This is a genomic window from Allobranchiibius sp. GilTou73 (assembly GCF_021391335.1).
Taxonomy (GTDB): Bacteria; Actinomycetota; Actinomycetes; order Actinomycetales; family Dermatophilaceae; genus Allobranchiibius; species Allobranchiibius huperziae.
Genome location: NZ_CP090051.1, coordinates 1,577,045 through 1,589,725 on the forward strand (window position 1 = coordinate 1,577,045; position 12,681 = coordinate 1,589,725).

The 12,681-nt window shown below is 63.7% G+C and carries 13 protein-coding genes; 4 read left to right on the forward strand and 9 right to left on the reverse strand.

Going from position 1 to position 12,681, the window contains the following annotated elements:
- Nucleotides 1-41 precede the first annotated feature (41 nt).
- On the reverse strand, nt 42-653 hold the full coding sequence (locus tag LVQ62_RS08000; RefSeq protein WP_233767256.1) for a hypothetical protein: 612 nt from the start codon (nt 651-653) through the stop codon (nt 42-44).
- A gap of 193 nt (nt 654-846) precedes the next feature.
- Here LVQ62_RS08000 and LVQ62_RS08005 point away from each other — a divergent pair, with 193 nt between their 5' ends.
- Complete coding sequence (locus tag LVQ62_RS08005) at nt 847-1,287, forward strand: MarR family winged helix-turn-helix transcriptional regulator (RefSeq protein WP_233767258.1); 441 nt, start codon at nt 847-849, stop codon at nt 1,285-1,287.
- A 68-nt stretch (nt 1,288-1,355) separates the two neighbouring features.
- Here LVQ62_RS08005 and LVQ62_RS08010 read toward each other — a convergent pair whose 3' ends face one another.
- Nucleotides 1,356-2,621, reverse strand: a complete 1,266-nt coding sequence (locus LVQ62_RS08010) for a choice-of-anchor P family protein (RefSeq protein ID WP_233767260.1) — start codon at nt 2,619-2,621, stop codon at nt 1,356-1,358.
- Nucleotides 2,622-2,778: 157 nt separating this feature from the next.
- On the reverse strand, nt 2,779-4,152 hold the full coding sequence (locus LVQ62_RS08015) for an HNH endonuclease signature motif containing protein (protein ID WP_233767262.1): 1,374 nt from the start codon (nt 4,150-4,152) through the stop codon (nt 2,779-2,781).
- Between the two features lie 146 nt (nt 4,153-4,298).
- On the opposite strand from LVQ62_RS08015, the gene LVQ62_RS08020 reads away from it, so the two are divergent.
- Nucleotides 4,299-5,096 carry an SGNH/GDSL hydrolase family protein gene (locus LVQ62_RS08020; RefSeq protein ID WP_233767264.1) on the forward strand — a complete coding sequence of 266 codons (798 nt, stop codon included), beginning with the start codon at nt 4,299-4,301 and terminating at the stop codon, nt 5,094-5,096.
- 70 nt (nt 5,097-5,166) lie between these two features.
- Here the strand turns inward: LVQ62_RS08020 and LVQ62_RS08025 are convergent, their stop codons facing one another.
- Entirely contained in the window at nt 5,167-5,802 is a 636-nt protein-coding gene (locus tag LVQ62_RS08025) for an acetyltransferase (protein WP_179482259.1), read from the reverse strand.
- A gap of 96 nt (nt 5,803-5,898) precedes the next feature.
- On the opposite strand from LVQ62_RS08025, the gene LVQ62_RS08030 reads away from it, so the two are divergent.
- Both LVQ62_RS08030 and LVQ62_RS08035 read left to right on the forward strand, forming a co-directional pair.
- Nucleotides 5,899-6,828, forward strand: a complete 930-nt coding sequence (locus LVQ62_RS08030; RefSeq protein WP_233767266.1) for an NAD-dependent epimerase/dehydratase family protein — start codon at nt 5,899-5,901, stop codon at nt 6,826-6,828.
- The gene (locus LVQ62_RS08035) at nt 6,825-8,087 is read left to right on the forward strand and encodes a nucleotide sugar dehydrogenase (protein ID WP_233767268.1); all 1,263 of its coding nucleotides are present in this window, start codon (nt 6,825-6,827) and stop codon (nt 8,085-8,087) included. Before LVQ62_RS08030 ends, LVQ62_RS08035 begins: the two co-directional genes overlap by 4 nt.
- Nucleotides 8,088-8,166: 79 nt before the next feature.
- On the opposite strand, the gene LVQ62_RS17770 is transcribed toward LVQ62_RS08035, so the two are convergent.
- Genes LVQ62_RS17770 through LVQ62_RS08060 form a run of 5 tightly spaced genes read right to left on the reverse strand, consistent with a single transcriptional unit; the run spans nt 8,167 to nt 12,680 of the window.
- Nucleotides 8,167-8,691, reverse strand: coding sequence for a DapH/DapD/GlmU-related protein (locus LVQ62_RS17770; protein ID WP_370639682.1), 525 nt, complete (start codon nt 8,689-8,691; stop codon nt 8,167-8,169).
- Nucleotides 8,692-8,718: 27 nt separating this feature from the next.
- Entirely contained in the window at nt 8,719-10,263 is a 1,545-nt protein-coding gene (locus LVQ62_RS08045; RefSeq protein ID WP_233767698.1) for a lipopolysaccharide biosynthesis protein, read from the reverse strand.
- Nucleotides 10,173-10,952, reverse strand: a complete 780-nt coding sequence (wzy, locus tag LVQ62_RS08050; protein ID WP_233767270.1) for an O-antigen polysaccharide polymerase Wzy — start codon at nt 10,950-10,952, stop codon at nt 10,173-10,175. The genes LVQ62_RS08045 and wzy overlap by 91 nt, the downstream gene beginning before the upstream one ends.
- Nucleotides 10,953-10,993: 41 nt before the next feature.
- Nucleotides 10,994-11,581, reverse strand: a complete 588-nt coding sequence (locus LVQ62_RS08055; RefSeq protein ID WP_233767272.1) for a hypothetical protein — start codon at nt 11,579-11,581, stop codon at nt 10,994-10,996.
- Nucleotides 11,571-12,680 (reverse strand): glycosyltransferase, encoded by a 1,110-nt coding sequence (locus LVQ62_RS08060; protein ID WP_233767276.1) that lies wholly within the window; start codon nt 12,678-12,680, stop codon nt 11,571-11,573. Before LVQ62_RS08060 ends, LVQ62_RS08055 begins: the two co-directional genes overlap by 11 nt.
- Nucleotide 12,681: the final 1 nt, after the last annotated feature.

A 12,681-nucleotide genomic window follows, 5' to 3' on the forward strand; every position in this document is an offset into this window, starting at 1 on the left:
GGGTGCGACCCGTAGGGGCCGCACCCGCCTCGCTTCGGCGATCAGCTGTTCTGGGCTTCCCAGGTGAAGCCGATCGAGGCGGTGCCGCCCTGCGCCGTGTTCGGGGTGTTGGCGTCGAGGCCGTAGGTGATCTTGTAGACGCGGGTCTCCGACGCGGTGCCCGTGGGGGCCCAGTTGCCGACGCCCGTGGAGTAGTTGGTGGCCGCGCTGCCGAAGGAGGCGAGGGTGCCGGTGTAGACCGCGGAGCCGCTGGTGAGCGGGGTGAAGCCGGTGCAGGAGCCGGAGCCGCCGCCGGTGCCCTGCACGATCGTGAGGTTCAGCGAGGAGGACAGCGCCTTGGTCGTCGTCGCGCCCGTGCCGTAGAGCTTCACCGCGGAGGCCACGGAACCGCTCGAGGTGACCGCGATGCACTTGGAGTCGGTGGAGCCGGGCTTGAGGTTGGTCGCGGAGAACATCGCGGTGTTGTTGCTGTCGTCGGCCAGCGCGACGGTGCCGGCGGACCAGTTGTTGCTCCCGTTGCTCGTGGTGGCGGAGAACGCGGAGTACGACGCTCCCCAGACCAGGGCGCCGGAGGTGACCAGCCCTGTCGCGACGGCGCCGAGGGTGATGGCGCGGACGGAACGACGGCGGGGGCGGCGGACGGAAGCAGACATGGGTGGACGACCTTTCGATTTTGCACGGTGTGAACGAGCTCAGGAGGACCCGAACCGCTCCCACGGCGGGTCAATAGAAGGTAAAGTAACGGTCAACCGTACGACTGTCAAATGATCCGATGAACGTATGATTGCAGCTTCACGTATTCGACTTCGAAAGGACCACCGTGTCCACGTCTCCCCCGCGGACCCCTTGGCGGACGGCATCGACGCTCTTCGCGCGCTGATCGTTGCGGGCGAGCACCTGCGCCAGGCCATCGCGGAGAACTTCGGCACGGGCGTCCCAGAGACCCTGGCGATGAGCCATCTGCACCTGCGGGGTCCACTTGGCCCGCGGGAGTTGGCCGAACGGCTCGGACTGACGCCTTCGACCGTCACGTCACTGCTGGACCGGCTCGAGGCAGCCGGCTTCGCCCGGCGTGAGGCGCACCCCACCGACCGGCGCAAGTCGGTCATCACGCTGACGGCGGCGGGTGAGGGGGTTGTGACCGCGTCGGATCACTGGCTCAGCAACGCGGTCGAGCGTCTCGGTCCGAAGGTCATCCCCGAGGTCACCCGGTCCATGCAGCTGCTGGAAGCCGGGCTCGCGCAGCAGACCGCGGACATCCTGGGCACCGCCTCCACGGCCGGCTGACCCCACAGACGGCGAGAGCCCCGGACCAGCGCTGGTCCGGGGCTCTCGTCCTGCGTGCGTCGAAGGGGTCAGCGGTTCTGCACCCCGGTGTTGGAGACGCCGATCTCGACGAGCGTGCCCTTGGCGAGGTTGCCGAGCGCCTTGTCGAGGGTGATCGAGACCATCACCACTCGGATGCCGGTCGCGGTCTTGGTGACCTTGTGCAAGGTGACGGTCCCCAGCTGGCTGAGGGTGATCGTCGTGTTCGGCTTGACCGAGTCGGTGATGGAGGGCATGCCGGCGATCTTGAGGCCGACGAACCCGGATGTGTCGGTGAAGGTCGCCGCTGACGTGAAGCTCGTCCGGCTGGTCGTCGTCGACGCCGTGATGGTGCGAGCGCCGATCAAGGAGCTGAGCACATTGAGCCCGCTGATCTGGTTGGTCGCTGAGCTGGTCAGCTTCGGTGTGGCCACCGACGAGGTCGTGCTCTTCACCGCCCCGAGGCTCAGCAGGCTCGGGATCGCGCTCGAGGCGACGCTGACCGTGCGGTCGCCCCCGTCGCAGGCGACTCCCGCGAGAGCGGTGGGACCGCTCTTGACGCTGCCCGACAGCGTGGCCTGCGTGCCGTACGCCGACCCGGTGGCGAAACCGGCCGGCGTGCCTTTCAACGCGGCGTACGAACGGCCGATGTAGACCGTCGTGCCGATGGGCAGTCCCATGCTGTTGGAGTTCGTGACGGTGACGTGGATTCCGGTGGTGACCGCCTGGGTCAGGCCGTTGACCTTGGCCTGGGACTGCTCGTTGAGCACCACCGAGGCGAAGGGTTTGCCACCGAGCGCGAGAGCCACCTTCGTGTTGGGGCCGACGCCGCTCGCGAAGCCCTTGCCCGCGACCTTGATGCCGACGAACGCGGTGCTGTTGGAGCCGTACGACGTCTTGCTCGGTGTGTAGGTGGCGCGAGACGTGGTCTTCAGCGAGGTGGACGTGATGAGACCACCCAGGAGATTGACCCCCGAGATCTGCGCAATGCCCTGGGACGTGCGGCCGGACGCGTCGAGGATGCTGCGGCTCTGGCTGTAGTCCGTGCCCACCTTGCCGACCTTGCCCAGGTCGACCGAGGCCACCTGGTTGGAGTTGGTGAGGTTGGAGGTCGTCGTGCAGGAGATGACGGAGTATCCGGTGGCGCCCGAATTGAGCGCTGCCAGAGAGGAACTGACGTAGGTGCCGTACCCGTAGGCGGAGTAGCCAACGGGTGCCGGGGTCGCTGCAGCCGCGGAGGCGGTAGGCGGATGGGTGCTCAGGGTGAACCCTGCGAGGACGGTGCTTGCGACGACGACTGCTGATGCTCTTCTCATGCGCTCTTCCCCTTGGACGTGCTGGTCGACCGGCGTGGGAGCGAGGTCGGCACGGCCGCAAAGCGGTCGGTACTTGAAAGTACGTCGGTCGTACTAAATTACGGGGCCTTAGCAGCGGGTAAGTTTCTTTCGAGTAAGTTACTTGCCTGTAGTTATCTCAGCCGGATTCGAGGTAGGGGCGCCCAGTGAGGAGGGCGACGTCGATTCGTTTCGCGAGAGAGTGCTCCAGCCGTGATCGTTGCCGGACCGGCGTCGGGGGCGGCTCGCTGCGGTAGACGTGTCCGGTCGGGGTGATGACGTGGACGCCATGCCGGTAGCCGTCACTCGATGCCCGGGAAGCACGCCAGTCGGGGTGCTCCTTGCGGTAGTTGCAGTCCTCGCATAGCCCTTGCGCGTTGTCGAACGACGTGGATCCGCCCGCCGAGTGCGGCCGGATGTGGTCCACATGTCGGATCGGGGCGTCGCAGTAGGGCGTACGGCAGACCTCGTCGCGCACGGTGACCAGCTCGCGCAGCAGCCCGGTGAACGCCCTTGTCGTCGCCTCCATCCGGATCAGGTCGCCGTCGCGCGGTGAGGTGAAGAGGCGGCGAAGGGTGACCCGCGCGGTGTTGCGGTCACCTTCGGACCCAGCTCCGACGAGCTGGCGTGCGAGATCGGCCGGGAGGGGGCCGTATCCCTCGAGCCGCGCCGGCGTGTCGTCGCCGGCGAAGAGCGTCTCCGCGTCCATGAGCAGGTTGAGGTGCACGTCGCATGGGCCGGCGGGCTCGCGCCCGGTCAGCCGTGCGACCAGCAGGTCGGCCATCCGCTGGCCCCGCGAGCGCTCGGTGCCGTCGGCGACGTCCGTGCGCGCCTCCTGCTGCAGCGCGAGATGCGCGGCGATCGCGTCAGCGCAGGGCAGGACGGCGGTCAGGATTGCCATCCCGTCCGGCGCAGCTCGCACGCAGACCCGACGGGAGGCGACGGCTCGCGAGCGTCGGGCGACGACGCTCGCGGCGTCCAGCCGCGCGGTGAGGCCCGCGGCCATCGCGTGGGCACGGCGGTCGGACATCCGGGGCAGGTCGTCGGCGAGCTGCTCATCGACGATGCCGCGGATCTCGCGGGTGGTGCAGGCGGTCTCCTGCGCGACGATGGTGGCGCGCCACTCGCTGATCTCGCCGCGGCGCAGAGCGCCGTAGGTCTGCGGCATCTCATCGACCAGGGCGCGTGCCAGTCCGAGGTGCCGTGAACCGCGGGACGGCGACTCGCGGCGCGCGAGCGCGACCTGTCCGCCGACGGACCGCGCGGTGTCGGCCTGGCGAAGCCCGCGCGCCTGGTCAGTGGCGCGCTGCTCGTCGTAGAGATCGACGGTCAGAGCTGCCTGGGCTGCTGCGGCCGCGCCCTTCAGATCCTCCAGCGCGGCGATCTGGTCGATCCGCTGAGCATCGGGCAGGCAGTCGTCGACCCCGAGCAGCCACATCAGCCAGGTGCGGATCTCCTCGCTCGCGAGTGGAGTGAAGTCGTCTTCGGCGACGGTCTGCTGTGGATCGAACATGTTTCCAGAGTAGGGGTGGGGTCTGACAGGCACCGACTCCAGGACATGGGTGCCCGCTCATCGACCGACCGTGCCAGCGACGTCCCGTGTCTGGGAGCGGGCCGGTGGCATGATGATCGGAATTGCCCGCCGACAAAGGATGTTGAATGACCCGCGCTTCCGCCCGTCGCAGCACCCGCTTAGAGTCCGCGGCGCGCCACGCTCTTCCGGATGCGGCCCTGGCTGTCGGGGCGATCGCGGCTGTGGTCATCGCCGGAGTGGCGATCGCGGACGGTAGCGCCACCGCAGGCGCCTCCGCGCGACCCTCATCGTCGTCCTCGGTGCGTACGCCGAGCACGACCACATCGAGCGCGGCCGGCGGCTCGACGACCGGGACGACAGCGGCCCGACCGACGGCAGTCTTCATCGGAGACTCCTACACGACCGGCGCCGGCGGCGACGGGACGAAATGGACCACGCTGCTGGCTCAGCGCGAGGGGTGGCGCGAGGTCAACCTGGGCTACCGGGGGACCGGTTACGGCATGGAATTCCACGCCCCTGATTGCCCTGCCGCGGGATGCCCGGACTATCTGCAGGTCGTGAGCCGGGCGGTCGCCGCCCACCCCGCGATCGTCGTGGTGTCGGGCGGTCGCAACGACATGACGAACCAGGCCAGGGCCGGCACCAACATCCCCAAGATCTTCCAGCAGCTGCGGCAGGACCTGCCGAAGGCGCGGATCGTCGCGGTCTCACCGTTCTGGGACTCCGGCTCCTACCCCGCGCCCCTCACCGCCCTCGGCGCCGAGGTGCGCAGCGCGGTGCAGCAGGTGGGCGGCCAGTACGTCGACGTCGGCTCGCCGCTCAGCGGCAAGGCCGGCCTGTTGAGCTCCGGTGGGGTCTACCCGAACGCTGAGGGATACCGGGCGATCGCGGAGGCAGTCGAGGGCGCACTCAAGGCGACCTGAAGGAACGGGCGGGTCTGGGTGCGAGAGCTGCAGACCGACGACGCGCCGAAACCCGGCGGGCGAAGGTTGGTCAGTCAGTGTGGCGTGGTTTACCGAGCACCCTCGCCGGGTTCCCTACCACCGTCACGGCATCGGGAACGTCCTCTAGTACGACAGCGCCCATGCCGATGGTCGCCGCGGCTCCAATGCGGACTCCCTGACGTATCAGGGCGCCGGTCCCGACGAAGGCACCCTTGCCGATTGAGACATCGCCCGAGATGGATGCCAGCGGCATGACCGACACCCCATCTTCAAGGGTGCAGTCGTGGCCGACTGCTGCGCCTCGCCCGATGTGGGTGTGGCGCCCCAGACGCACGTTCGTAGTCACCGTTGCCTGCGCGAAGACGATGGATCCCCAGTCGAGGCGGACGTCGTCTCCCACAACCGCCGACGGGTCCACTACGGGCGGCGCCGACGTCATGACCTCGTTGAGCTTGCATCTGACGATGCCATTACCGATTCCGAGGTAGACGGGCACGTGGCGGAAGGACTCCACGGGCCCCAGCCACCCGATGTCGATCCTTTCGAGACGGTCCAGGCTCTCGCCCGACGGCTGCCTGTCATCCGCGATTCCCAGCACCCTCAAAGACCCATCGACTGATGCCCGTCGAATACAATGGAGCGTCTCACGGCCGTGGCCGCCGGCTCCGACGATTACCACATCCATCGCGACTCCTTCCGCACAGATTGGCTCGTATATCTGCCTGGACGCTACATCAACTGGCCGTCTCATCTGTCCTGACCTGATCTACCGAAAGTTGCCATGCGTCTGCTCATCACCGGGGGAGCCGGATTTATCGGCTCCAACCTCGTGCGACTCGCCCTTGCAAGTAACCACGAAGTTACCGTCATCGACGACCTTTCAACGGGCAATGTTGCCAACATCGAGGGCTTGAACGTCGAGTTCGTCGAGGCGTCGATCTTGGACTCGAGGGCTCTTCGTCATGCGCTGGCCGGCGTGCAGTCGGTCGTGCATTTAGCCGCCCTCGGGTCAGTCCCCAGAAGTATTAAGGATCCGATCGCCACTCACGTGTCAAATGCCACCGGAACCCTTGAGGTGCTAAATGAGGCCCGCACCCTAGATGTGAAACACGCGACCGTGGCCTCGTCGTCATCGGTTTACGGAATGAATCCGGCGCTCCCTAAGTCCGAGCGTGAATGGGTTCGACCAATGAGTCCGTATGCAGTGAGCAAACTGGCTACTGAGCAGTATGCCCTTTCATTTCAGCAGTCTTACGGGATGTCGACGATGGCCTTCCGATTCTTCAACGTCTACGGACCGCGGCAGATGGCCGGACATGTGTACGCGGCTGTCATCCCAGTCTTTATCGACGCCCTCTTGGCTGGACGGCCCCTCTTCGTCAACGGCGACGGATCAAACTCGCGCGACTTCACATACGTCGGAACCGTGTGTCGCGTCCTCCTTGAGGCAAGCGAGAAACGGCTGCAACACCCGGAGCCGGTCAACCTCGCTTTTGGTACGAATACATCCCTGCTCGAGCTGATCGACGCTTTGGAGAAGAAAGCAGGGTGTAAAGGAGACGTTAGATTCCGCGAGCCGCGTGCTGGCGATGTTGCACATTCGCAAGCCGATAATGCGGTTCTGCAATCACTTTTCCCAGACATAACAAGCACATCGCTTGACGAGGGTATCGAAGAGACGATCGCATGGTTCAGGGAAGGAACCAAATGAACACTGTCGTAGTCATCGGGCAAGGTTATGTCGGTCTACCCATGGCGCTGCGCGCGACGCAGGTCGGACACAGCGTCACCGGTCTCGAGTTGAACGAGACCGTCGTGGAGAATCTCAACCGAGGCGTGTCCCACATCGGCGATATTGGGGAGGCCGAACTCTCAAATGCCCTGAGCAAGGGCTATATCGCGTCCGCGGATCCGGCTTGCATCGAACGGGCCGATGTGGTGGTGGTCTGTGTTCCGACCCCCTTGGGTGCAGGTGGTGGCCCGGATCTGGGTGCAGTAGAGAACGCGGCCCACACCATAGCCCGGCACGTGAAGAGTGGGACGCTGTGCATCCTCGAGTCGACGACCTACCCTGGAACCACCGAGGAGATCTTCGGACCCATCGTTGCGGGGAATGATCTTGAGATTGGGTCCGACCTCTTCGTAGCGTTCTCACCCGAGAGAATCGATCCGGGGAACGAGCAGTATGGAGTGAAGAACACTCCTAAAGTCGTCGGAGGAATCACGGACGCATGCACGGCCAAGGCGCGTGATTTCTACCAGAGTTTCATTGACACTGTCGTACCGGCCAAACGTGCTCGGGAAGCCGAAATGGCAAAGCTGTTAGAGAATACTTTTCGGCATGTGAACATTGCGCTGGTGAACGAGATGGTGCGGTTCAGTCGGGAACTCGATATAGATCTGGGTAATGCAATCGACGCGGCTGCCACTAAGCCCTTCGGCTTCATGGCGTTCAGACCTGGCCCAGGAGTCGGTGGCCACTGCATCCCGGTAGACCCGTCCTACCTCTCGCATCGGGTCAAGGCCAAATTGGGGTATGCCTTTCGGATGGTCGAGTTGGCTGAGGAAATCAACCAGGCTGCGCCGGGGTACGTTGCCAATCGGATACGAAATATTCTCAACGACGACAGCAAAGCTGTTCGCGGAGCTCGAATCCTCCTTTTAGGAGTGGCCTATAAGGCCAATATTGCAGACCAGCGTGAGAGTCCGGCTGATCCGCTCGCAGTTCGACTCCTCGCATGGGGGGCCACCGTCAGATATCACGACCCGTATGTATCGCAGTGGAGACCGCGAGGCACGGACCAAACATTCGATAGTGTTACGGACCTGGATGGCGAAATGCGTGAATCGGACCTCGTGGTACTGATGCAAGCGCACGATTATTACGATCTGAGTGCCATGAATGATGCCGATGTGGAGGTTCTGGACACACGCGGGGTCCTCGAGGGGAAGCGAGTGCACGGGTTGTAGGTGGTTGGCCGTGGGTCGGACGTACTTCTCGCCCGAGATGGCTTGCGGCCCACGGCGTACTACATTGGCGTCGACCTCGCTAGAGGGTGTCGGACGGCCCGTTGAAAGCTCGTCGAATTACTCTTGCCGGGTTCCCACCTACGACCATCTCAGGCGGGACATCCTTCGTGACGACACTACCTGCAGCAACCAATGCTCGATCTCCGATGGAGACACCAGGGAGGATGACACTCCTCGCTCCGATAAAAACGTCCTCACCGACCTGGATCCCGCGAGTTGTTCCGTGCAATGAGCTGAAGGTAGAACCGGCGTCGGGGAGGGGATGGTCATTAGTGATGAACATACATTCGGGGCCCATCTTGAGTCGCGCTCCGAGCACGACTGATCCTGATCCGAGGAACGATGTTCCTGCACCGATCCCTGCGCCCTCTTTCAGTTGCACGCTTCGCGACAACTGTGCTCTGGGCCCAATCCTGGCGCCAGGGAGTACTTCTTCACAGATCGCCTGCGCCAGCTTCCGGCGGGCCCAGTAACCTCCCGGAACGCGTGGGTGTAGATGGCTGGCCATCAATCCGTACGCAATTGCTGCGGCCGTTCGCTTCATTCAATTCTCCCGGGCTTCTGGCTCGATTTAGTGAGGTAACGGCGAAAGATGACCCAAAGCATCATCTATCTTTCGCCGCCTCGCCCATAGGATGGCCGAATAGGCGGCGTAAAGGACGATGCAGCTTATAACGCCACCCGTCACCCCGAAGAGTTTGATACCGAGGTAGTACGTGGGCAAGGCAATGAGAACGAGCAGGGTCGAGATAAGTCCTACTTCTTTCGTTCGCGCCAGTCCCATGAGAATGCGGGAGTCCAGCAGTGCTAGCCCCATAAATATCTCGGCGATCACCAGGCCTCGCAGTATGGGGACCGCGCCTGAATACTGTGACCCGAAAAGAATTCTGACAAGGGGTCCGGAGATAGCGATGATCGCTGCACACGATCCGAGGATGAGGGTGGCCGCCACCTTGTAGAGATGCCTAGTCTCGCCGGTGGCCCGTTGAGCGACCGCCGTACGAGCGAACAGCAGTTGCCCGATTGCCGCCGGCACGAGCCTGATCGATTCAGCCAACGTCGCAGCAGCAGCGTAGATTCCAGCGGATCTTGCACCAAGAACACCGGCCAAGATGATCCTGTCGGCGCGTTGAATGACGAGTAGGCCCACGCTGTACCCAAGAGTCGGCGCGCCGATCTTGATGAGGGAGGAGACGGCGGATGTTGTCGTGCGAACGCCCAGTCGTGTGCCTGCCCGGCGCGATCGGTGCACAGCGAAATACATCTGGCTGAGGTAACCGACGGATCCGCAGATCAGGGCGAAGAACACCGTGCCGTGCCCGCTCAGGCAGGCCACGGCGAACAGCAGAAGCTGCACCCCGGTGGCCACCGCCCCTGAATAGACCGAGAATGATGTCAATCCAGCGGCTTGTAGAAGGTCGCCCGCCTGTCTGCCGAGCATGAAGGAGAAGCCGAGAAGGAAAGCAGCCGAGATGACCCCGGATGAGGAGGAATGGTGCACTGGAAGACCGATGGCGACAGTCAGGGCCGCGGCGACGATCGCCGCGACTAACGTGAAGACGGCGTAGGCGGCGCAGTCTGACTTCGATGGCACGCCGCGGGACCGGACCCGTAGTGCTGTGCCTGTTCCCAGGGTGAGCACTAGGACGGCCAGGCTCGAGACGGTGACCCAGACTGTCAGTTCGCCTTGGCCCGTTGGTCCGAGGATGCGTGCTGTGAGGATTCCGAAGGCCAGCGCGAGACCTGCGTTCGAGACAGCACCGCTGGAAACGCCCACGATGGGCCTGAGCGACTGGACAACGCGCCCGCCACGATCGCGCCATGAGGTGTGCTGCCGGGGTGGAACAGGTGGGGTGTGCCTGTATCGGCCGGCTGCGGAGGTTGGGGGTGGGTCGAAGACGCGACCCGCCTTGACGTACGTCTCCGTCGAAGAACCGCCGCTCACGAGGGGGCGACTGTTGTCAGCGGTTGAACTTCTGGACAGGAAACCGTTGTTCGCGACGACCAGGCTTTGTGCAGGGAACTTCAAGACAGGGTCCCGAAGGTCGACAGCGCGACGTGGCTCGCCTGATGTGATGAGGACGGTGCGGCGCGTTCCGTTGGCGGTGCCGGCCATTCTGACGGCGAGCACAGCGGCGAGCACCAGACCGACCTGAAGGGGGACCGGTGTGAACGTGTTGCGCACCCAGAGGAACAGCACGAATGCCAGCCGCCTGCAAGGCAGTCGAAGAGCTGGCCGCCGCGGCGTGCATCCAGGATCCCGCTGATGATGCCCAGGCTCACCATGACCAGGATGACGCCTGGCAGCGATCCGGCGCGAAACGCCTCAGCGATGGGCGAGCCACCGATGTTGCCGACTCGTGCAGCAACCACGGTGTTCAACGCCGTGGGATCCGTGGAGGCCGGCGGCAGACCCAGATTGAGAAAGTGGCCGCCAAGGGCTCTGAGAACAGGGTGCGTGTAGGTGCCAGAACCCACCGGGAGCTCGGAGGACGACTGCCATGTGATGACCTGGGCCAGGGGTCTGATGCTGTAACCGAGTTCGGCCAGACTGGAGAGAGGATTCACATCGGCCAGATTCACCACTGCGCCGCGAAGGCCCTGGACTCGCGTGGTTCGCACCAGCGCCCCCAGCGCGAGCAGCGCAACAGCGGCAGGTGCCATCCACGCGCGAAACTTGATGGGACGTTGGCGCGCTCGGACCACGAGGTATGCGGTCATAGGGATCAGGACCTCGCCACGCAATCCGAGAATGAACGCGATTGCCGACCACGCTAGGAAGACCCTGAACAGCTTCTTGCGCATCTGCCCCGAGGTCGTCGCGAGGATAGGTAGTCCGACGCCCATCAGAAGATAGGCATAAGCGATCTTCGAACCCCCGTGCCGGACAAGAAATTGACGTAGGACCCACCGAGGATTGTCACGCCACGGCTCAACGAAATCGCGAACCAAAGAGCGAGACCACCGATCAAAAGTGCACTTCCCACAACGGTGGCGGATTTCTCGAAAGAAGGCGTGGGGGCGGCGGTAATTCGTTCGCTCGGGCCCTCTCGTCGCCACAGGGTCACGGCGAACGTCGACGCGCTGAATGCGAGTTGGCCTACGGAGTAGATGTATGCGGCTGCCGGGATACTGCCAGCATTCAACCAGATGATATCGGTTGGCCGGAGGGTCGAGAAGGCCCCGCCGAGGGCTGGTTGGAAGAAGAGACCGGTGTGGAAGACTCCTAGCAGACCCGTATAAGCAGCCGTTAGGGTGAACGGATGACCGGGTCTTTGCGTCATGTGAAGAGCCAGGCACAGGATGAATACGCAGCAAGCAACGCGCATACCGGTGACCGAGTCCGCGACGATCAGGTCGTGCAGGTACAGAACGCCGCTCAGGGTCAACAAGCAGAGCAGCAAATACGGTGCCGAACGGTTTTTAGTGATCACTGGTCCCCAGATATAGATCGCGATGGCTCTCGGTTGCGGCTGACAGGGAGAACGGTGTATCGGCGAACGCGCCCACGATAGCGTGACGCTCAGGAGCACCACTCAGTAGTGATTGCAGGGCGGTGACCCATTCGCTGTCAGGAGCACTGAGCGGCATCGTGCGAACGGCTGATGGAAAATAGTCGGCGATCCAGATGGCTCCGGGAACGTCGGAGCACAGGGCTGGAGTTCCCACAGCGAGTGACTCGAGCACGACGCCCGGAAGCCCCTCTCGTGTGCTGGTCAGGATCAAGCAATCTGCCCTCGCGATGCATTTTTGTGGGTTGGCCTGATGTCCCGCGTCATCGATATACGGCGCCATCTTCAGAGCCTTCACAGCATCTGCAATCACGGCCTCATCCGCCCCTTTGCCTCCCACCAAAGTTAGGTGCGCATTGAACCCAGCGGCGCGCACCTCTCGTAGGATGCTAATCGTCCTGCTGCGGTTCTTCTCCGCCGACGGACGACCTACATGGATGAGGCGAAGGTCGCCTTTGACACCGTCGCGCCTGAATTGCATCTCGGGCTTGGTTGCGGCGGTGACCACGGAAAAGCCGTTAGGAATCACCCGAGCGCGATCGTCCTGGCGCCAAGACGCCGAGTAGCCGTTCGAGAGGGCTCCCGGGCTCACGCCGACGATGGATGTTGCGCAACGTGAAATGAGATAACGCATTGTTCGTCGCTGCAGCCGCCGACGCGCCGAGTTTCCATGCAAATCCCCGTCGCTGCGAAAATGCGCAATTCGACGTGGCACTCTGAGAGCAGCGGCCCCGGCCAGGACGGCACCGGAGAAGGTGGCCACATGCGAGTCGATCACATCAGGTCGAAGTTCTCGTAGGAGCCGAGCATATTGCAACGGAAATCTTGGCCCGAGCCGTAGTGGATGAATGTGTCCACCCCGGGACTCGATGCGGTGGGCGAGCGATCCAGCTCGACCCGACAAGGCCAGGTAATGGAACTCGAAGTCTTCGTCGTCAAGCGCCTCAGCAAGTTCGATGGTACGAAGTTCCGCCCCGCCCACGTCCATCGATCCGAAAACATGCAGAACAACGGTAGTCACG